A 20882-nucleotide genomic window follows, 5' to 3' on the forward strand; every position below is an offset into this window, starting at 1 on the left:
CATCCTCCCTGTTTGCCAAGTTGGAAGGCATCATTTGAACTCGACGATTGTTACGCCGCTGCCGCCTTCTCCGGCTTCTCCCAATCTTATACGTTTCACAGAGCGATGATGTTTCAAATAGTCGGTAACACCTGTCCGAAGGGCGCCGGTCCCTTTTCCGTGAATAATGGAGACACGCGGATAGCTGGCCAGCAAAGCGTCATCGATGTATTTTTCCACTTTGTGGAGTGCATCCTCGTATCGTTCTCCCCGCAAATCCAGCTCCAGCCCAACATGGTAGTCACGGCCCTTAACAGTAGCCAGCGGCTTTGTCTCCTTTTTCTGCTCGGACTTGATGAATTCCATATCCTTTTCGTCAACCTTCATTTTTAAAATGCCCATTTGGACCTGCCACTCATGGTCCCCTGTTTTTTCAATCAGGTGGCCTTTTTGGCCAAAGGTTGTCACTTTTACTTCATCGCCTGGCTTGAAGACCCGCTTTTCTTTTCCGGCGGTCTTCTGTGCTTTGCCTTTCTCAAGCTTCGGCGCCGCTTCATCCAGCCTGCGTCGGGCTTCAATCAATTCATGTTCCTTCACATGGGCGCCGCTTTCAAGCCGCATCTGGCGAAGATCGGTCATTACCGCTTCGGCTTCTTCCTTTGCCTTTTCTATGACGGCAGCAGCCTTTTCTTCGGCTTTCTCGTAAAGCTCGTCTTTCTTTGTATAAAACTCTGCCATTCTCTTTTGCAGATCGCGGTGCAAGTCTTCTGCGTCCTTTAAGTACTGGCGCGCTTCTTCATAATTCTTTTCCGCTTCACGCCGGCTTTGTTCAAGCGAGGCGATCATGTTCTCCACTTCATTGCTTTCCGTATCTATCAGCCCTTTGGCATGGCCGATGATTGAATCCGACAAGCCGAGGCGGCGGGATATTTCAAAGGCGTTGCTTCGGCCAGGTACGCCGAGAAGCAGCTTGTATGTCGGGCGCAGCGTTTCGACATTGAATTCCACGCTCGCATTGATGACGCCGGGGCGGTTATACCCATAGGCCTTCAGCTCGGGATAATGGGTCGTCGCAATGACGCGGGCACCCCGCTGATAAACATCGTCCAAAATCGAAATCGCCAATGCGGAGCCTTCCTGCGGATCAGTTCCAGAGCCGAGCTCATCGAAAAGGACGAGGCTTTCATGATCGACCTTCTTCAAAATGTCGACGATGTTGACCATATGGGAAGAAAAAGTACTTAACGACTGCTCAATCGACTGTTCGTCACCAATGTCCGCAAATACTTGCGAAAATACGGCTACATCTGATCCTTCAAGTGCAGGGATATGAAGCCCGGCCTGCGCCATCAACGTGCAGATACCGGCTGTTTTCAGCGTAATCGTCTTTCCTCCGGTATTCGGTCCGGTGATAACAATGGTCGTATAATCATCGCCAAGCAAAATGTCATTCGCCACCACTTCATCGGCAGGCAGAAGCGGATGCCGCGCTTTATACAAGCGGATGATCCCATCGTTGTTGATTTCAGGCTTTGTCGCCTTCATTTCCTTGCCGTAGCGGGCCTTTGCGAACATAAAGTCCAATTCGGCCAAAATGTCGACAAGCTGATGGAGTTCCGGCGCATATTCCGCAACGGCTGCGGAAAGCTCTGCTAAAATCCGGTCGATTTCCTGCTTTTCGCGCATTTGCAATTCACGCAGGTCGTTGTTCAGGTCAACGACAGACTGCGGCTCGATAAACAGCGTCTGGCCGGAAGCTGACTGGTCATGCACAATACCTCCATAATGGGAGCGGTATTCCTGTTTTACAGGAATAACATAGCGGTCATTCCGGATCGTAATAATCGCATCGGACAGCATTTTTTGTGCGTTTTTCCCTCTTGTGAGCCCTTCAAGCTTCTCGCGGATTCGCGATTCATTCCGTCTTTTCTGCTGGCGGATGCTTCTAAGAGCGTCACTGGCAGAATCGAGGACCTCTCCGCCTTCATCGACCGCGTTTTTGATCTGATGCTCAAGTGGAGTGAGGACGACGATCTCTCCAGCCTTCTCCTCCAAAACCGGGATCTCCAGGCCGTTTTCAAGCAACTCTTCGATAAAACGCTTCATCATCCTTGCCGCGTGAATTGTGCTTGCGGTCTGGACAAGCTCCAGCGCATTCAGCACTCCGCCGATTTGTGCCCGGCGTGCATGCTGCTTAATGTTGTGAATTCCGCTCAAAGGAGCATGGCCTTTCAGCCTGAGAACATGTGACGCTTCATCCGTCTCTTCTTGCCAGCGGAGCACTTCTTCATACGAACCTGAAGGCTGGAGATTTCTGATTTTCTCAAGACCGAGAGCAGATGAAGCATGCGCTTCGAGTCCGTCAATGATTTTGTCAAATTCAAGTGTGCGTAGTATTTTTTTATTCATGGAGTTTTCCTCCGTCCCCTTTCCTAGGGCTGTCTATTCCTGTTCAAGAATGCCAGCAATCCATCCGGTTCCATGGCATTCAGCACCGATGTCCTTTTAATCCATCCTTTGCGGGCAGCAGAAACGCCCAACTTCATATATTCGAGGTTTTGATAATTATGCGCGTCCGTATTGATTACCGTCATGACCCCAGCGTCCTGCGCCTTTCTCAGCCAGAATGCCGACAGGTCGAGCCGCTCCGGACTCGCATTCAGCTCGAGAGCGGTATCCGTCTCCTTCGCCATTTTGATGAGCGCTGCAACATCAACATCATACCCGTCCCGTCTGCCAATCAGTCTTCCCGTAGGATGGGCAATAATGTCGACATGTGGATTTTCAGCCGCATTGCGGAGGCGTGCCATGATTTTCTCACGCGGCTGCTGGAAGCTGGAGTGGATGGAGGCAATGACGATATCCAACTCGGACAGTACGTCATCGCTGAAATCCAGGCTTCCATCCGGTAGAATATCCATCTCCGTGCCGGCGAGGATCAGAATATCATCATATTTCTCATTCAGCTCGCGTATTTCGTCTGCCTGTTTTCTCAAGCGATCCGGAGTCAGTCCATCCGCCACGCGCAAATATTGCGAGTGGTCGGTGATCGCCATATATTGATAGCCTTTCCGCCTGCATGCCTCAACCATCTCTTCGATCGAGTAGGCGCCGTCAGACCAAGTTGTATGCATGTGGATGTCGCCTTTAATGTCTTTAAGGAGAATAAGTCCTTCCTCTCCTGTATACTCCTCGACCTCTTTTCCATCTTCACGGATTTCGGGAGGAATGAAAGGCAGGCCGAAATGGCGGAAAAAGTCCGTTTCCGTCTTAAACGTCTTAACCTCTCCGGTTTCCTGATTTTCAACGCCGTATTCACTAATTTTCTCGCCACGCTCTTTCGCGAGCTGACGCATCCGTACGTTATGTTCCTTTGATCCGGTGAAATGATGGAGCGCCGTTGCGTATTCCGCTTCTTTCACGATCCGGAAATCAACAGAGACCCGGTATCTTCCTTCCATGACGAGGGTCACTTTTGTATCCCCGCTATTCGTTGCTTCAGAGAACCCTTCCAAGCAGAGCAGCTTCGCTTTGACTGTTGACAGATCTTCAGCCGCAATGATGAAATCGAGATCCTTCATCGTTTCACGAACCCGGCGCAGACTGCCAGCCCGGGAATATGCCCTTATTTCTTCTATCGCATCAAGCTGCTGCTCAATTTGTGCAGCAATCGGCAGCATATATGCAATTGGCAAGCGCTCTGGCTGTTTTCCAACCTGGCTGATCGCCTCAAGTATCTTCTCTTCTGACTTCTTGCCAAAACCCTTCAAGGCAGAAACACGGCCTGACTCGCACGCATCCTGAAGGGACTCTATATCTTCAATTCCAAGTTCTTTATAGAGCCTGGCAATTTTCTTCCCGCCGAGCCCCGGGAGCTGGAGGAGCGGAATCAGCCCTTTCGGAACCTCTTCCTGCAATTCGGCGAGTGCCGAGGAATGGCCTTCCCGGATGAATTCTTCAATCACAGATGCCGTTCCTTTCCCGATGCCGGGTATATCTGTAAAGCTGTTAATCTCCGCAAGACTACGGTCGTCCCCCTCGAGTCCGCCCGCCGCCTTGCGGAAAGCTGCCACCTTAAATGGATTTTCCCCCTTCAGCTCCATATAAATGGCAATTTGCTCCAATAAACGAATTACTTCTTTTTTATTGACTACCAAATTCCCCACCGCCCGTTCCTTCTGCATTCTCTCCCCATTTTACCAAACATGCCGGCGAAAAGAAAAACTTCTCTATCAAGAGAAGTCTTCATTAGAAAAACGTTATTGGATAGCCGTTAACCACCAGCTTTGCACTTGCCGGGAAAGCACCGGCGTGTTTTCCAGTATAGCCTTGGCAAGGGCCGAACCGCCGATCGAGTCCTGCACCTGTGCGATCGGCAGCAGGGCAGCAATATAGAGTAAGATAAAAATAAACAAGTAGATTTCAATCAACCCGAGCAGTCCGCCCGCCCATACATTGATTGTCTTCAAAATAGGCAGAGAAGCGACGACATCCAATGCGGAGCCGATTATGCCTAGCACGATCCGCACGGCAAAAAAGATGATGGCGAAAGCGATGATGCGGTAAAAAGCGTCATCAAACGAAATGCCGTCCAGCACCATCTTCAGCGTACTTCCTTCTTCCATTGAAGGATACGGCACCCATAGACGCAATTTAGGCGCCAAATCATCATAATATACATAAGCGACGATGAATGAGATCACAAAGCCGATCATATGGATCAGCTGAAGGATGAATCCCCTTCTCAGTCCGATCAGAAACCCCATGATCAATAAAAACATTAAAACCAGGCTCAACATATCGTTTCAGTCCTTTAACCGTTCGATTTCACGTTTCAGCATCTCACACTGCTCCTGCAGTTTCATGTATTCGTGAACTGTGTTGACAGCGGTCAGCACAGCGAGTTTTTCAGCGTTCAGATTCGGGTTCACAGAGCGGATGCCGCGCATTTTCTGATCAACGATCGCCGCAACCTGACGCATATGTTCTATCGTCTCCGTTCCGGAAATGGTATACTGTTGTCCATAAATGGTGACTTGCGCCCGAGTCTTTTTTCCGTCAGTCAAACCGTTTGCCCCCGTTTCACTAAAATCCTACAGTCTATCATATCACGAAAAAAATGGGATGGGAATCATAAGTGGGACCCAAATGCGGACCGGGAGAGATGCAAGACGCAGTTACATGTGAGAGGATGACCAAGATGGCAAATACGGTATTGAAAATGACGGCCGCTGAAATCGAAAAAATGAAGGAGCACTATCACTCCTTCATCGCGGCAAAAACGCCGCCCGGAGCTGTTTTTACCGCCAAAGCGAACGGCTGCACGATCACGGCATACCGTTCAGGGAAAGTATTGTTCCAAGGAGCTGGCAATGAACAGGAGGCCAGCCGTTGGGGCAATGCCGTCCCTTCAGCACCGTCTAAAGCGAAGAAAACGTCAGGGAGTCCGATGCCGGACACAATCGCCGAAATGTCGGTGGCCGGCTCGGATGAAGTCGGCAAGGGTGATTATTTCGGCCCGCTGATCGTCGTTGCAGCCTACGCACGAAAGAGCGACCTCCCGCTTTTAAGGGAGCTGGGCGTGAAGGATTCTAAGGATCTGAAAGATCCGCAGATTGTCAAAATCGCAAAGGACCTGCTGACGTTCATGCCATACAGCCTGCTCCGCTGCTCAAATGAGAAGTACAATCAGCTTCAGTCATCCGGCATGACACAAGGAAAAATCACCGCGATCCTGCATAACCAGGCATTGAACAAGCTGCTTGAAAAAATCGCCCCCGAGAAGCCGGATGCGGTCCTTGTCGACCAGTTTGCCGAAGCCCCTGTCTACTTCCGGCATCTGCAAGGCCAGAAAACAATTCTCCGCGAGAATGTGTTTTTTAGCACGAAAGCCGAAAGCATCCACTTGTCGGTTGCGGCCGCATCGATTATCGCCCGGTATGCCTTTATCAAAGCATTTGATGAACTAGGCAAAAAAGCGGGATTCACGATCCCGAAGGGCGCCGGTGCCAAAGTAGACCATGCCGCTGCCCGCCTGATCAGGGAAAAAGGGATCGGTGCACTAAATGAATTCACAAAAGTCCACTTCGCCAATACAAATAAAGCAAAGGGCATCGCGAAAGTCTGATTTCGCGCCCTTTGCTTTACTTTAAAAAGGATAGATCCTTTAATCCCTTGTGATTATCGCTGACCTTCTCAAATCCCTCCAAGATTTCAGTGAGATCCATTTCATAAACATCCACTTGGTAAAGATCATATAGGTATTGATAATATTCCTTGAATGCCTCAAGCTGTTCCGCGGTGAGCTTTTGGTCACTTCCAGCGCTCCATAGTTCGCTGATTTGCTCGTTCGCATGCACGAGAATCCGTTCCGTCTCTGTATCCTTCTCTTCATAATATCCGAACATATTGCCCATTTCCTTCAATTCAACATAGCTGCCAAAGACCCGTTCGGTCGCCACCGCTGTTTTTTCAAGCTGGCGTCCATGCATTTCCTTCGTTTTCTCAAGATCATCAATCGGAAACTTGTTGTAGATGTCCTGGATGCCAAGCCGCATATTATTCACATGGGATGTCACCTTTTCCTCTGAAAATTGCTCAGAACCTTTTTTCGCATAGATAGCCATCGCTGCGACGGCAATGACGAACAAGATGACATATAACTTTAACCTGTTTTTTCGCAACACAATACCTCCATACCGATTGACTGCCAGAGTATTAATCTTATGTATCTATTTTACTACAAAAATGATTCGATAATAAGACTATTAAAAATTCTCCTCTTTCGATACGCTTGTGAAAAGGAGGAATGTCCATGATGTTGGGGTTACGCAGAAACGAGGTTCGGATTGTCCCATATAATCCATGCTGGAAGGATGAGTTTTCCCAGATACAGGCTGACATCATGTTCTATACCGGCCTATCCCCTGACCAAGTTCAGCATATCGGCAGCACAGCGATTGAAGGAATTCAAGCAAAGCCTCTCATTGATATCATGATCGGCGTCGGGAATATCGAAAGCCTCCCGGCTGAATGGTATAAACAGCTTCGGCAAGCCGGTTTTTATAGACTGCGAGTCGAGCGGCCAGATGAAATTGTCCTCGCAAAGTTTACGGATGAAACATTTGAAGTGAAGACCCATTTTATCCATCTTGTGAACCGGAATAGCCAAAAATGGAATGACCTGCTTTTTTTCAGGGATTATTTAAATGGTAATCAAATAGAAAGAACACGTTATGAACAAGTGAAATTGTCGTTCGGTGCTAAGCAAGGGATCAACGAATACACGAATCACAAGGAAGACTTCGTCCGGTCCATTTTAGCCAAGAGAAATGCCTGAAAACTGTCTTGTCATCGGAAACTATCAAATATGAAAAGGAGCTTCTGCCATGAAGTATGTTCTTTTCGGTGTTCTCCTGTCCCTGGTCATTGCAGTGTTGTCACGTATTCTGGGAGGAGCAGATACGGCTCCGTTCATCACTGGATCGGCCGGCCTCTTGCTTGCTCTAGCTGCGGCTTTCTCTTCGGGGGCAGCAGCTAGCGGAGACCGAACGAGATCCGCTTTTGCCTCTGAACCGCCAGAAGAACGAATGACAAGGAACCGGACCGCATTCCGCTTGCTGCTTGTCGGGTTGCCGTGCCTTCTTTTGTCACCTCTTTTGTATCTGGTCAAATTTTGATCAATAAAATAACCGCCGCCCCTTGCCGGGACGGCGGTTTTTCAATGATACTTATCCTCTTAACTCTGCTCCTGCTTGCTCTTTTACAGCAGCAAGCACTTTATCATGCGCCTTGACGACCTCTTCGTCGGTCAGTGTGCGTTCCGGATCAGAATAAATCAATGAGAAGGCGATTGATTTTTTGCCTTCTTCCATTTTGTCTCCTTCATACAGATCAAACACGTGAACAGATTTCAGCAATTTGCCGCCAGCAGTGCGGATAATGCCTTCGATCTTGCCGGCTGTCGCCGCGTGATCCACCACGAGCGCAATATCCCGTGAAATGGAAGGATAACGCGGAATCGCTGTATAATGCAGAGCAGGAAGATCCATTCCAAATAGCGGATTTCCTTTGATTTCAAATACATACGTATTTTTGATGTCGAGATCCTTTTGAATGGATGGATGAACCTGTCCGGCATAGCCAATAAATTCGCCGTCAAGATAAATGTCAGCTGTTCGGCCCGGATGCATGCCATCACGCTCGGCGGCTCTCCATTCAACCTTCTCGGATACTCCCCATTTATCGAAAAGCCCTTCAAGCACGCCTTTGACGACAAAGAAGTCAACCGGCTTCTTCTCGCCCTGCCATGCATTGTCGACCCAGAGGCCGGTGACAGCACCTGCGATATGTTCGCGCTCTTCCGGCAGTTGTTCTCCGTCGTTCTTCAAGAAGACAGACCCGATTTCATAAAGCGCAACTGAGCTGATTTGACGGGCAACGTTGTATGCGACTGCTTCCAGCAGCTGCGGAACGATGCTCAGCCTAAGCCTGCTGCGTTCTTCGCTCATCGGCATCGCCAATTGGACAGGCTCACGCTGTTCAATTGCATAGCTTGCCGCTTTTTCCTCGGAAGTGAGGGAATAGGTCAATGCTTGATAGAATCCTGCGCCTTCAAGGAATCGTCTTGCATTCCGGCGGCGTTCCTGGTTAGGACTCAACCCGCCGGCCGTTTGTGCGCCTTTTGGCGGTGTGGTCGGCAGATGATCATATCCATAGAGACGGGCAACTTCTTCTACCAAGTCTTCTTCAATGGTAATGTCGCCGCGGCGTGTTGGCACCGTAACGGTGAATACGCGGTCTTCCTCTGTCGCTGTAAAACGGAGGCGGCGGAAGATATCCAGCACTTGCTCTGCAGAAATATCTGTTCCAAGTACACGGTTGATCTTTTCAAGAGAGATGGAGACAACAGCCGGCTCCACTTGCAAATGATCCGCCTCTACCCGGCCTTCGAACACGTCTCCGCCGGCCAGTTCTGCCATCAATTGGGCAGCACGTTCCGCAGCCGGACGGACTCTTTCCGGATCGACGCCTTTTTCATAGCGGCTGCTTGCCTCGCTTCTTAATCCATGACGCTTGGATGTCGAGCGAATCGAAGGACCTGCAAAATAAGCAGACTCCAGCAGGATCGTTGTCGTATCCGCGCTCACTTCCGAATCGGCGCCTCCCATGACACCGGCAAGTGCGACCGGAACCTCGCCATTTGTGATGACCAGCTCACCTTCCTGAAGAGTGCGCTCGACGTCATCCAATGTTGTCAGCTTCTCGCCTTCACGGGCATGACGGACGACAACTTCTTTTGAACCGAAACGGTCATAATCGAAAGCATGGAGCGGCTGTCCGTATTCAAGCAAAATAAAGTTCGTGATGTCGACGACATTATTATGCGGACGGATGCCGGATGCCATCAGCCTTGTCTGCAGCCATAACGGAGAAGGGCCGATCTTTACATTTTTGATAATTTTCGCTGTGTAGAGCGGATTGTCCTCAGGCGCTTCCACTTTTACAGAAATGGCATCCGCCGCTTTCTCGGCCGATTGTGCCGTTTCAGTTTGGGGCAGCTTGATTTCACGGTCGAGGATGGCAGCTGTTTCATACGCAACGCCGAGCATACTCATGGCATCTGCACGGTTTGGCGTCAAGCCGAGCTCCAGCACTTCATCGTCAAGGTTAAGCAGGCTGACCGCATCCTGGCCGACTTCCGTATCCTGAGGGAAGTTGTAAATGCCGTCTGCGAATTCTTTTGCGACGAGCTTGCCTTCAATGCCAAGCTCTTGGAGTGAACAGATCATGCCGTTTGACGTTTCGCCTCGGAGCTTCGCTTTTTTGATTTTGAAATTGCCGGGAAGAACAGCACCGACTTTAGCGACGGCCACCTTTTGCCCTTTCCCCACATTTGGAGCACCGCAAATGATCTGCACGGGTTCTTCTTCTCCGATGTCGACCTGGCAAATGTTCAGTTTATCGGCTTCCGGGTGCTTTTCGCATTCAAGCACATGGCCGACGACGACACCTTTCACTTCTTTGCTTTTCTGTTCAATCCCGTCAACTTCAATACCGCTTCTTGTGATTTTCTCTGCCAATTCATCTGCCGGAACACCGTCCAGGGAAACGTAATCGGCAAGCCATTTATAGGAAACGAGCATGGTATTTTACCTCCTTATTCTTGCACCGCAAATTGTTGTAGGAAACGCAGATCGTTTGTATAAAAATGACGGATGTCATCGATTCCGTATTTCAGCATCGCAATCCGCTCTGGTCCCATGCCGAAAGCGAATCCGGTGTACTTCTTCGAATCGAATCCAGCCATCTCCAAAACATTCGGATGGACCATGCCGGCGCCAAGAATTTCGATCCAGCCTGTTTGCTTGCACACCCGGCAACCTTCACCGCTGCAGATTTTGCAGGAAATGTCCATTTCCACCGACGGTTCTGTGAATGGGAAAAAGCTTGGGCGCAGGCGGATTTCCCGGTCTTCGCCGAACATTTTCTTCGCGAATACTTGGAGCGTGCCTTTCAAGTCACCCATCGTAATTCCTTCATCAACAACAAGCCCTTCAATTTGTGTGAATTGATGGGAATGTGTCGCGTCGTCGTTGTCCCGGCGGTATACTTTCCCCGGACAAATAATTTTCACCGGGCCTTTGCCCTCATGCTTTTCCATTGTCCGCGCCTGAACAGGAGAGGTATGGGTTCTCAGCAATATTTCCTCGGTAATATAGAAGGAATCCTGCATATCGCGGGCAGGGTGTCCCTTCGGCAAGTTGAGCGCCTCAAAATTATAGTAATCCTGCTCTACTTCCGGACCTTCGGCGATTTTGTACCCCATTCCAATGAACAGATCTTCGATTTCTTCGACGATCTTTGTCAGCGGATGATGGCTGCCAATTTTCACCGGGCGTCCTGGCAATGTAATGTCAATTTTTTCAGATGCAAGCTGCCTGTTCACCGCTTCTTTCTCCAGTTCTTCCTGTTTGCCTGTGATTGCGTCTGTGATCGTTTCTCGCACCACATTGACAAGCGCACCCATCTTCGGGCGTTCCTCAGCGGACAGCTTGCCCATCCCGCGCAGCACTTCAGTAATCGGGCCCTTCTTTCCAAGATAGGCAACCCGCACCTCATTCAACGCCTTTAAATCGGAAGCCGCCTGTACCTTATCGAGCGCTTCCTTCTCCAGCCCTTTCAACGTCTCTTCCACTTCACATTCCTCCTTATCGGGGGTCTGCCCCCATCTCGTTCGTGCATTCATACTGCGGGGTCTCCCCCTGTTTTGGGCAATAAAAAAAGCCTTGCCCCCAAGAAAGGGACGAGGCTTTGGTCGCGGTACCACCCTTATAAACATGCGCATTGCAAAATTGCAGTTCATGTTCACTTCATTGATATAACGGCATGGGCCGGGGCATCTTTACGTACAGTACGGTCCTGATGCCGACTCGGGAGGTGAACTTCATCGGTTTCCGCTGAATATGCTCACAGCCTAGGCATATTCTCTCTGAAAGCTTTGTTCCGGCTACTCTTCTCCGTCATCATCATTAACTTTATTAAGATACTCACATTATAGTCGTTTGCCGGCAGGATTTCAAACCTATTTTCGCAAATGGTATAGAAGAATCCCGGCTGCAATCGCGACGTTCAGCGATTCACTCTTCCCGTAAATCGGGATATACAGATTCCGATCTGTCCGTGAAAGCAATTCCGGCTGCATGCCCGCTCCCTCATTTCCAACAATCAAAGCAAAAGCATCCGATGCCTCTACATCCTTATATGAAACGGCATTTTTTAACGCAGTGCCGTACACAGGGATTTCATACTCCTTGCACTGATCCACCCAAAGGGACAAATTGCCGCTGACAACCGGAAGATGGAAGTGGCTTCCCTGTGCAGAGCGGATCACTTTCGGATTGTACAGATCGACTGTTCCCTCACCGAGTACAATACCGTCGATTCCCGCTGCATCCGCCGTGCGGATAAGCGTCCCCAAATTCCCCGGGTCCTGCACACCATCCAAAAATAAAAGTTTTCGATGCTTGGCTGGGTCAACCATCCGGGCTTCTTTTTTGCAGACTGCGAAAAAACCCTGCGGCGTTTCTGTAGAAGAAATGACGGCGGCCACTTCGGCAGACACCCAAGTCATCGGAAGATCCAGGTCCTGTGCAATCCGGGGCAGATCCAGTCCTTCCACCGCAATTAGCTCAAGAACGGTCCCTTCTTCCCTGATCGCCTCTTCGACAAGATGTTCACCTTCGATCAGATACATCCCTGACTGCTCCCGGCCTTTTTTCGCCAACAGCTTCTTCCACTCTTTCACCCGCGGGTTCTTCGTCGATTTAATCCATTCCATTCCATGCAATCCCTTCCCTGCCATTCTGCTTTTCATTATACATGGAAGGGGCGGGGCGGCACAATGAACGATACGTGTTTCCTGCCAAGCTCGGGAAATGAGGGCAGCAATTGATCAAAAGTTGGTTAATTGGAGGCTTCCTTCCTGAAACCTGTAATCCACAGACAAGATAAAAACGCAACGATACAGACGAAACTTGCAAAAACCAGGCCGATAAATGCCATAAATTGATCATTCTCCGGTGTGTCCGGAGGAAGATTCGCTATCATGTATCCGAAGACAACAAGAAGAAGTAAATAGAAGCTGCTGCCTAGCAGCCCGCTGATCAAGCGGCTCTTAGCACCTTGATGGTACCCATTCGCAAGTGCCGACCAGAGCACAATGCTTGCAATGACTGCCGCCAGCATGATCGCCAAATGAATATAGGGGATGAGCAAGAAGCTTGTGAAATACAGAACGGCTGCAGCAAGACCAAAAAGGATTGCATTCGTCAAAAACAAGCAAAGCCCGCTAAGCCATTTATTTTGATACCACTCCTTCTTCGTTAAAAATGCGAGAAAAATCGGTTCGCCAATCCATTCGGCGATTCGTTTCTTATTCATTAGCACCATAATCATCAAGGCGGTTCCTGCGAGTAAAAATAGGGACATTTTGCATTTCTCCTTACCTAGTTATTCTATGTATGAATGAAAAAAGCTGCGTGCGCTCTAAACTGCCCTGCGCACGCCCCATTTGTAGGAAAGGCTGCCCACTGGCAAAAACAGGCCTGTCGCCACCATACAGCCGACTAAAAAAGACGGAGTAAGAATCATCGCAAACCACTGCGATGGCAGTATCCTGAAAAGCACTGCCAACATCAGCATGAGATTGGGAATTAGAGAGAGCAGCAAAGTGTTGTGCAGCAATCCTTTTCCTCCATGTCCCCATTCCTTGCCGACGGAATAACCGAACCATACCCATAATCCAAAATAGCCATACAGCAATAGCCAACGCTGATCCGCCAAAGAAGACCAAATTTCTTGGAATGTAGGGATTTCCAAAAAGTGTGCGCCAATCGTGAGGCAGAAACCGATGAGGAAGAAAAAATGGTTCAACCCGATAAACACCCACTTTGCCGCCGACGACGTCTCCCCTGAAGCATTCATAAACTCTTTTGCAATTTGCTTCGGGGGGCCAAGCCTCTCTAAAAGCAGTTCCATCCCTCGGGCTTCGTCTTCTGCTTCTATTTCAATATGCGCTAAATGATCCTCGAATTCGCACAGGATCTCTTCCCGATCCGGATGCCTGCCCAAGTGAATGCTAAGTTCGTATAAAAATCTTCCTTTGCAATCCCTCATTTTCCATGCCCCAGCATCCGGTTCATCATTGAAGAAAACAAGGTCCATTCCTTCGTCTTATCTTGAAGCTTCTCGATCCCTTCTTCAGTAAGACGGTAATATTTCCTTCGCTTCCCGTTCTCCTGTGGTTCCCAGTAGGAATCGATAAATCCTTGATGTTCGAGTTTATGCAGTGCGGGATACAGAGTCCCTTCTTTTACGGACAGGGTGTTCCCGCTCCTTTTTTCCATAATGTCAACGAGTTCATACCCATACATCGGCCGTTCCTGCAAAAGCTGCATGATCAGCAAGGCCGTACTTCCTTTTAACAGCTCACGGTCAAACATCTTCTCACCTACCTAGTAATTCTATGTATATCCATTATGATTCCATCTTCTTCCTTTGTCAATGTCCATCCTGCCAAATGCATAATTCCAATAACCTTTTGCCAAACTACTATAAACCACTCTGAAAGGGGACAGGACAAATGGATTTGAATTTGCGTAATGCCATTATTCACAACGTATCTGGAAATGATCAATCCCAGCTTCGTGATACGATTGTTGACGCTATCCAACGTGGAGAAGAAAAAATGCTGCCGGGTCTCGGTGTGTTATTTGAAGTCATTTGGCAGCATGCAGACGAACAAGAAAAAAGCATGATGCTGGAAACACTGGAAAGCGGGCTGAAATAAGCCTGATCCCTATTTTCGGTTACATAATACATGCAGCCGTGTTCTCAGAAAAACAGCCCGGAAAGCTGAACTCGCTTTCCGGGCTGTTTTGTTCACCGAACTTTCTCCGTCAAAATCCATTCTTTTTAGTATGAATGGAAGAGCACCGCCACACGGGACGGAAGAAAAGATGCTTCATTTTCAATCTAAAGATATGTTTTAAACACTCCAATACCGTAAAACGCACCAATTCCGAAAACGGCGGACCAAAGGATCAGGCTTACAATCGACCAAAGCAAAGCCCATCTTTTTGTCGCGCCAAGCGTCAAGCCGAGAAACACAGCAATATGGATGCCGATCAGTATCGGTCCGAGCAGCACAAGGCCCGGCAACCCGTACTTGTTCCAGATCCTGCGGGCCCGCTCTTCCCGTTTGGCTCCTTTTCCTTCTTTGCCCTTTCTCTTTTTCAGAAAATCTTTGACTTTATCAAACAGGTAGATGAGCAAAACAATTGTGGATAAATTGCCGAGAAACGCCAAAATCACGACAAGCACTGGCTGCAAACCACGCAAAATACCAAGCGGAATCACCGCGGCGATTTCGAACCAGGGAGTAGCCGCCAGCAAAAAAACAAGAGCATATTCCCAAATCGTACCCATATTTCCCCTCCTTTTTTTGCGGACAAAAGGTCAGCTTGCGCCAAACCGGATGATATCAGCTTCGAGCCCGAAATTATCCCGGCACTCGTACATCAGGGTTTCGCACAAACCGCCCATATGCTGCTGGTGTCCTTTTCTGGCCGCAGCGCAGAAAAAAACAGCCGAGATCCGGAAACCCCAAACCTCGGCTTTGCCTTACAAACATGGATGAGCAACAAGATGAATCAGCCGAGATAAAATCGGCAGAAACCACCTTATTCAAAAGTTATCTTATCAACCGTCTCCCTGTTCAAACGTTTAACGACTTCCGTTATCAGCTTGACGGCATTTTCATAATCATCACGATGCAAAATTCCGGCATGTGTATGAATATAGCGTGTTGCAATCGTAATGGCAAGTGAAGGAACCCCTTCACCGGTCAAATGAATCGACCCGGCATCCGTGCCTCCGCCTGGAATCGCATCAAACTGATAGGGGATGCCCAATTCATCTGCCACACCCGTCACAAGATCGCGCAACCCTTTATGCGAGACCATGGAAGCATCATAAAGAATGATTTGCGGGCCGTCACCCATCTTGCCCTGTGCTTCCTTATCCGAAGTCCCTGGTGTATCACCCGCAATCCCTACATCGACGGCGATGGAAATATCAGGATTGATTTTATTTGCAGCTGTCTTTGCGCCTCGAAGGCCAACCTCTTCCATGACGTTGCCGACGCCATAGACTGTGTTCGGATGATTTTCGCCTTTCAGGTTTTTCAGCACATCAATCGCAATCGCACAGCCGATCCGGTTATCCCATGCTTTCGCAAGCAAATGCTTTTCGTTGTTCATCACCGTGAATTCAAAGTAAGGGACCACCATATCTCCCGGACGGACTCCCCATTCCTGCGCTTCCTCCTTGCTGGAAGCACCGATGTCAATGAACATGTCTTTGATATCGACCGGCTTTTTTCTTGCCTCTGCTGTCAATACATGCGGCGGCTTAGACCCAATCACGCCCGTAACGTCTCCTTTTTCAGTAACGATGGTCACCCGCTGTGCCAGCATCACTTGTGACCACCAGCCTCCTACTGTCTGAAACCTGAGGAAACCCTTATCGTCAATTTGAGTAATCATGAAGCCAACTTCGTCAAGATGGCCGGCAATCATCACTTTCGGGCCATTTTGATCCCCCGTCTTTTTGGCGATAAGACCGCCAAGGCCGTCCTGTTCGATTTCATCCGCATACGGCGTTATGTATTTCTTCATTACTTCGCGCGGCTCCCGCTCATTTCCCGGGATGCCTTTTGCATCTGTCAGTTCTTTTAGCATTGTTAATGTTTCATCAAGCTTTGTCATGGTTAGCCTCCCTAGTATTCATGTAAACGCAAATGGGTCAGGCAAGCGCTGTCATGGACCTTTCGCCCACTTGCAAAATTGCAATAAAACTGCGGCAAATCTTACTCCTCATTATAATTATCTTTTTCATGAAAAACAAACGTTGAGCAGGCGGACAAAAACCAGCAAATATCCGGAAACGCCATAAAACGCAAAAACGGCAGCATCCGCTATGAGTATACGAGGATGCTGCCGGTTCATTATTTAACGTAGTTTACAAAACAATGGAGGAATCGACGAGGGTAAAACAGACAGCAGCCAATGTCTGGGAAAGCAAGGCGGCTCCGAGAAAAAACCGCGGAATTCGTCGCAGCCATAATGCCTGTCCCTCTATTCGTCCGCTTCTGGAATTCGCGCGGAAAAATCCCCATGCTCGGGAGACCGACTGAACGAGAAGAAGCGAAGTGAGAAGCAGGGCAAGCTGCCCTACTATCGACGCAGTCCCGAGCAGCAAAGGCAGGAACAAGATCAGGAGTAAGAACACCGTTTGCACCATCTTGATCAAACCGCGAATCCAAAATAATAGCGAGAAGGTAGCGGCTCCGATAAATATCAGCATAGCCAAATGGCCAAAGCCCGAACGGACAAGGGAGTAAAGCCCAATGGACATCGCCAATACGATTGTATGGCAAAGATAGGCAATCAGCTCCTGCTTTAATGTGATTGCTTCGCCGCCTTCCGAGTCTCCATTTCCGGAAAGAAGCCTCATTGCGAAGCCGAGAAGAATGTCATAGGCAATGGAAAGGCCGGTTCCGATAAATGGCAGCTTCTCCAGGATGAAGGCAATGGCCAGGCAGAGCAGCGCGGACATAGATATACTCATTTTCCCCCTCCTTTTTAAAAAAGAAAGAAGCACCAGCCAAGCACCAGTGCTTCCTCCTGTCAGACAAGCGCTTTTTCATTTTTCAACTTTTCAATTTCTGCGTCCACTTCTTCTGTGCCGATATAGGCCGTCTCCTGCATCCGCAAAGGAGCGGAAAGGTGATTTCCCGCCTGGACTTCAGCTTCCATTAATAAAATCCGGTCTTCAGCCCGGGCGACACCCGCATGGATATTGTCTATCCTATAGGCACCAGCGGACGTTTGAATTCTTTTAATCGATAAGGCGACATTTGCCCTTGAAGCGAGCAGGGTTTTCTTCTGCTGGAGCTCAGTATACGTTTGCTGAAACTCCTGTAATTTTTCTCGAAAGTGTTCCGTCTGTTCCTGAATAGCAGCGGATTGCTCCTCATAAAGACGAAGCTGCTTTTCCTGGGCCAGCTTTTCCTGAACAGCCAGCACAGCAATCGTTTCCTCTCCTTTTTCGATCGCAAGCTTCGCCTGGCGAGACCTTTTTTCCACATTTGCCTTCGTTTCGACAATCAATGCGGATTGCTTATTTTCGACAAACAGCTGCCTCGCCAAAGCGCTTTGTGCTTTTCCGATTTCCTGCTCCATTTCTCTTGAATATTCATTCAGCATTGCGATTGGATTCTCAGCGCGGTCTAGCCATCCATTCATATCGGCCTTTGCGATTGTTTTCATTCTCTTAAAAATCCCCATTTGAATCTCTCCTTTTACTCTTTGTTATTTTTTTCCCACTGATCCAGCAGATCCGCATTTCGGGTCGTAAACGATCGATTTGGACTTTGCATAGATGTGCTGATAAACTCCTGCATGGCTGATTCGTCATTTTTCTGCCGAAGCTTCTTCACCACGAAAATGAGAATGGCGACTCCCAAAATCAGGAACAGTACTAGCCAGAACAAGGAAACTCCGCCTGAGTGATGGGCCATTTGCATTCCATGATGCGGCATATACCTGCCATGCATCTCCATCCCTCTTGGACCATGTCCATGCATTCCTGCTGCTCTGAACATCCCATTGAGAACATTGGCTGCAAGCAGCACCAAAACTGCTGCTCCTCCCCAAACGAACCATTTTTTCCTTCCTCCATTCATCCGGAACCCCTCCTTTCGTTCTTGATAATTGCAGTTTAGACCTGGATGGTGAAAACTTGGTGAAACGCAGAAAAAAAGAAGCGGAGAAAAAATTCTCCGCTTCTTTTCGCTTCATTCAAGCTGCTGGCCACTCAGTAGCCTTCCTGCTGCCGCTTGTAATTCACTTCATTCTTCTGTAAATAGGCCTCCTGCACTTCAGCGACCGAGAACCCGAGCGCCTGTCCTAGAATGAAATATTGGCGCAGCAGCTGCTCAAACTCCGCTTTCCCGAGAGTCCGCCTCAATTCATCAATGAAATGAAAGACGGTTAAAAACGCTTGGACAAGGTCAGCATTATCTTCATGTGCAATCAAAGAAACATCACTGTCTTCAAAACCAAGCTCCCAACCGATCGACAGGATAAAATGAACCCCATCGACAAACTCCTCAAGTATGGTCTCTCTGTCAGAGGCAGGCTTAACGCTCCAAAACTTAAAACATCTTGTCTCGTTCGCAAGCTCTCCTACTTCCACAAGCAGTGCCAAAATCTTTCTTTCCACAAGGTTTTCGTTTTCCAAATTGTGTTCCGCTTCAATATATTGATCAAGCTTTCTCTGCATTTCAAACCATTCAGCCAAAGTCATATTCATCCCTCCAAAAAAATTATAACAAATAATGAAACCTTTCTTCTCCTTTAAACGTATAGCAGGTTAAATTACTCGGTTTGGAGGCATGAGCCGTGATTTTACTATTGAGAGTTCTTATTTTGGCATTGATCATCTACATTATCTATAAAATCGTCAAATTCATTATGGATCCTAAGCGGAAGCTGGAGACCGCACATGAACAAAAAAGATATTTCTTTTATGATGCAAGCGATAACATCCGCAAAAATTTCTTGGTGACATTAAATGGTGTGATGTTCGAAGGAGAAAAATATCTCGGGACGACCGATCGTTCCTTTGAAGTGGTTTCCATCTTCATCTGGCCGCATAACAATGATTTGCTGCAGGGTCTTTCCTATGACGACTTCCTTTTTATCGAAAACGAAGTGAAACTCCGCTATCCGAATGCAGCGATCGACTGGAAAAGCCCGATCAAGGAATTGGTGGAGAAAAACCGAAAAAACTGATTAAAATATAATGCGGAAGCCGGCTGCCCTCATTTCTTTCCTATCGGCCTGTCATTACGCTGTTACGATAATAAATACCGAAGGAGGAAATATGAAAAAAAGATCTTTCGTATTTCTGTTGCTCTTATTGATATTGGTCGCGTGCGGAAAGGAAAAGGAGGAACAAGCCAAACCTGAAACAGAAAAACCTGTATTAGCCGACCCTGTAGCTGTGGAACAAAAGTCTCCATCCCCTGCCCAAAAGGAGGAAAAACCGGAAGCCAGGCAGCTGCCCTCAACATTAGCCGAACTCGCGGCGCTTCCTCCGGGCTACACTGAGTTTATACCTATCCTAAAAGAAGAAGGTCAGAAAAAAATGGATCAGCTGACGGAAGGTCTGCCGGACATTTCGGGTGAACGGTCCGAGCAAGAACTTGATCATTATTACCTTGAACTCTTATCCATATTTCAACATGACTTCATTGGCCCGGAAGAGCTGATTGCGAAACTGAAATTCCAGGCAATTGGCAGTCCTGACGCTGATGAGCCGCGAAGGCAGTTCAAGGATAACTTGAATGTGCTCATCTTGCTTGACGCTTCAGGGAGTATGAATCAAGACAACGACGGGGAATCGCAAATGGAGGCAGCAAAAAAAGCGATAGCCAGCTTTTTGCGGAGCCTTCCTAAGGATGCCAATGTCGGCTTGAGGATATATGGACATGAAGGTTCCGGCAGCGATGCGGACAAAGAGCGCTCCTGTTCGAGCAGCGAACTGATCTATCCTTTGTCAGCATATGATGAGAGCAATTTTCAATCAGCCCTTGACCGGTCCAAGCCTGCAGGATGGACGCCGATTCAGCTGGCCATTGATGAAGCAAAGAAAGATCTCGCTCCTCATAAGGGAGAAAACAGCACAAATATTGTTTATCTTGTCAGTGATGGTATTTCGACCTGTGATGATGATCCTGTCACTGCTGCAAAAGCGCTTTATGATTCCGATATTACACCGATCATCAACGTAATCGGGTTCAATATTGACAACGAAGGACGCAGCCAGTTACAGGAGGTTGCCAAAGCGGCAAACGGAACATATGAAGACGTACAAAATGCCGACAGCCTTGAGAAAGAATTGCTTCAAGCAGGAGAGCTCGCTAAAAAGTGGGAGGCGTGGAAAAAGGATAAAACCTCCCGGCTTGAATGGGATCGGGTGAAAAATTGGAATGACATTTGGAACTATTTTGCCCGCGAATTCGGGAAAGTCGTAGACGAGAGACAGGGGGTCGGATTCGCACTCCAATATCTACGCCAGGACCGAAAATTGATGTCGAGTGAAAGTTATGGCTATCTGCAGAAAAAAAACCAAGACTATCATCAATGGATCAATGAAGAACATGAAAAAATGAAGGCAGATCTTTACGAGCTGAATGACCGGACAATCGATGAAACAATCAGGCTGCTTGAAGAGAAGTACGAACAAAACAAGCCCCAGTAGCGAAATGAACAGAA

The 20882-nt window shown here is 48.4% G+C and carries 23 protein-coding genes and 1 other annotated feature; of the genes, 6 read left to right on the forward strand and 17 right to left on the reverse strand.

From position 1 onward, the window contains the following. Positions 1-30: 30 nt before the first annotated feature. The 4 genes from AC0TWI_RS20925 to zapA all read right to left on the reverse strand — a co-directional run bounded on the left by AC0TWI_RS20925 (position 31) and on the right by zapA (position 5045). A complete protein-coding gene (locus AC0TWI_RS20925) occupies positions 31-2388 on the reverse strand; it encodes an endonuclease MutS2 (protein WP_488128279.1) in 2358 nt (785 codons plus the stop codon). Between the two features lie 23 nt (positions 2389-2411). Further along, the gene (polX, locus tag AC0TWI_RS20930; RefSeq protein ID WP_488128428.1) at positions 2412-4136 is read right to left on the reverse strand and encodes a DNA polymerase/3'-5' exonuclease PolX; all 1725 of its coding nucleotides are present in this window, start codon (positions 4134-4136) and stop codon (positions 2412-2414) included. 102 nt (positions 4137-4238) lie between these two features. Then, positions 4239-4778: a CvpA family protein gene (locus tag AC0TWI_RS20935; RefSeq protein WP_488128280.1), complete on the reverse strand. Its 540-nt coding sequence runs from the start codon at positions 4776-4778 to the stop codon at positions 4239-4241. A 6-nt stretch (positions 4779-4784) separates the two neighbouring features. Further along, positions 4785-5045, reverse strand: a complete 261-nt coding sequence (zapA, locus tag AC0TWI_RS20940) for a cell division protein ZapA (RefSeq protein ID WP_488128281.1) — start codon at positions 5043-5045, stop codon at positions 4785-4787. 134 nt (positions 5046-5179) lie between these two features. Between zapA and rnhC the strand changes: the two genes are divergently transcribed. Beyond that, positions 5180-6106 carry a ribonuclease HIII gene (gene rnhC, locus AC0TWI_RS20945; RefSeq protein ID WP_488128282.1) on the forward strand — a complete coding sequence of 309 codons (927 nt, stop codon included), beginning with the start codon at positions 5180-5182 and terminating at the stop codon, positions 6104-6106. Between the two features lie 16 nt (positions 6107-6122). Here the strand turns inward: rnhC and AC0TWI_RS20950 are convergent, their stop codons facing one another. Further along, on the reverse strand, positions 6123-6662 hold the full coding sequence (locus AC0TWI_RS20950) for a hypothetical protein (protein WP_488128283.1): 540 nt from the start codon (positions 6660-6662) through the stop codon (positions 6123-6125). Between the two features lie 131 nt (positions 6663-6793). On the opposite strand from AC0TWI_RS20950, the gene AC0TWI_RS20955 reads away from it, so the two are divergent. Beyond that, positions 6794-7318: a GrpB family protein gene (locus AC0TWI_RS20955; protein WP_488128284.1), complete on the forward strand. Its 525-nt coding sequence runs from the start codon at positions 6794-6796 to the stop codon at positions 7316-7318. 49 nt (positions 7319-7367) lie between these two features. Continuing rightward, the gene (locus AC0TWI_RS20960; RefSeq protein WP_488128285.1) at positions 7368-7658 is read left to right on the forward strand and encodes a DUF5316 family protein; all 291 of its coding nucleotides are present in this window, start codon (positions 7368-7370) and stop codon (positions 7656-7658) included. Between the two features lie 51 nt (positions 7659-7709). On the opposite strand, the gene pheT is transcribed toward AC0TWI_RS20960, so the two are convergent. The 6 genes from pheT to AC0TWI_RS20990 all read right to left on the reverse strand — a co-directional run bounded on the left by pheT (position 7710) and on the right by AC0TWI_RS20990 (position 13982). Next, positions 7710-10124 carry a phenylalanine--tRNA ligase subunit beta gene (pheT, locus tag AC0TWI_RS20965; protein ID WP_488128286.1) on the reverse strand — a complete coding sequence of 805 codons (2415 nt, stop codon included), beginning with the start codon at positions 10122-10124 and terminating at the stop codon, positions 7710-7712. 14 nt (positions 10125-10138) lie between these two features. Continuing rightward, on the reverse strand, positions 10139-11176 hold the full coding sequence (gene pheS, locus AC0TWI_RS20970) for a phenylalanine--tRNA ligase subunit alpha (RefSeq protein ID WP_488128429.1): 1038 nt from the start codon (positions 11174-11176) through the stop codon (positions 10139-10141). 101 nt (positions 11177-11277) lie between these two features. After that, positions 11278-11514: a binding site (T-box leader), on the reverse strand. Between the two features lie 49 nt (positions 11515-11563). Continuing rightward, complete coding sequence (locus tag AC0TWI_RS20975; protein ID WP_488128287.1) at positions 11564-12319, reverse strand: TrmH family RNA methyltransferase; 756 nt, start codon at positions 12317-12319, stop codon at positions 11564-11566. A 125-nt stretch (positions 12320-12444) separates the two neighbouring features. Further along, a complete protein-coding gene (locus AC0TWI_RS20980) occupies positions 12445-12969 on the reverse strand; it encodes a hypothetical protein (protein WP_488128288.1) in 525 nt (174 codons plus the stop codon). 57 nt (positions 12970-13026) lie between these two features. Beyond that, entirely contained in the window at positions 13027-13656 is a 630-nt protein-coding gene (locus AC0TWI_RS20985) for an HAAS signaling domain-containing protein (protein WP_488128289.1), read from the reverse strand. Then, a complete protein-coding gene (locus AC0TWI_RS20990; protein ID WP_488128290.1) occupies positions 13653-13982 on the reverse strand; it encodes a PadR family transcriptional regulator in 330 nt (109 codons plus the stop codon). The genes AC0TWI_RS20985 and AC0TWI_RS20990 overlap by 4 nt, the downstream gene beginning before the upstream one ends. 140 nt (positions 13983-14122) lie before the next feature. Here AC0TWI_RS20990 and sspI point away from each other — a divergent pair, with 140 nt between their 5' ends. Beyond that, positions 14123-14329, forward strand: coding sequence for a small acid-soluble spore protein SspI (gene sspI, locus AC0TWI_RS20995; RefSeq protein ID WP_488128291.1), 207 nt, complete (start codon positions 14123-14125; stop codon positions 14327-14329). A 185-nt stretch (positions 14330-14514) separates the two neighbouring features. Here the strand turns inward: sspI and AC0TWI_RS21000 are convergent, their stop codons facing one another. From AC0TWI_RS21000 to AC0TWI_RS21025, 6 genes are all read right to left on the reverse strand, one after another. Next, positions 14515-14967: a small multi-drug export protein gene (locus AC0TWI_RS21000; protein ID WP_488128292.1), complete on the reverse strand. Its 453-nt coding sequence runs from the start codon at positions 14965-14967 to the stop codon at positions 14515-14517. A 254-nt stretch (positions 14968-15221) separates the two neighbouring features. Next, positions 15222-16307, reverse strand: a complete 1086-nt coding sequence (locus tag AC0TWI_RS21005; RefSeq protein WP_488128293.1) for a M42 family metallopeptidase — start codon at positions 16305-16307, stop codon at positions 15222-15224. A gap of 253 nt (positions 16308-16560) precedes the next feature. Continuing rightward, on the reverse strand, positions 16561-17169 hold the full coding sequence (locus AC0TWI_RS21010) for a hypothetical protein (protein WP_488128294.1): 609 nt from the start codon (positions 17167-17169) through the stop codon (positions 16561-16563). Positions 17170-17228: 59 nt separating this feature from the next. Beyond that, positions 17229-17888: a PspA/IM30 family protein gene (locus AC0TWI_RS21015; RefSeq protein ID WP_488128295.1), complete on the reverse strand. Its 660-nt coding sequence runs from the start codon at positions 17886-17888 to the stop codon at positions 17229-17231. Between the two features lie 14 nt (positions 17889-17902). Continuing rightward, on the reverse strand, positions 17903-18286 hold the full coding sequence (locus AC0TWI_RS21020) for a hypothetical protein (RefSeq protein ID WP_488128296.1): 384 nt from the start codon (positions 18284-18286) through the stop codon (positions 17903-17905). A gap of 131 nt (positions 18287-18417) precedes the next feature. After that, the gene (locus AC0TWI_RS21025; protein ID WP_488128297.1) at positions 18418-18909 is read right to left on the reverse strand and encodes a dUTP diphosphatase; all 492 of its coding nucleotides are present in this window, start codon (positions 18907-18909) and stop codon (positions 18418-18420) included. A gap of 95 nt (positions 18910-19004) precedes the next feature. Between AC0TWI_RS21025 and AC0TWI_RS21030 the strand changes: the two genes are divergently transcribed. Together AC0TWI_RS21030 and AC0TWI_RS21035 are read left to right on the forward strand one after the other, a co-directional pair. Further along, entirely contained in the window at positions 19005-19397 is a 393-nt protein-coding gene (locus AC0TWI_RS21030; RefSeq protein ID WP_488128298.1) for a sigma-w pathway protein ysdB, read from the forward strand. 91 nt (positions 19398-19488) lie between these two features. Beyond that, on the forward strand, positions 19489-20868 hold the full coding sequence (locus AC0TWI_RS21035; RefSeq protein ID WP_488128299.1) for a vWA domain-containing protein: 1380 nt from the start codon (positions 19489-19491) through the stop codon (positions 20866-20868). Positions 20869-20882: the final 14 nt, after the last annotated feature.

It is taken from the genome of Lederbergia sp. B243.17, assembly GCF_057657925.1.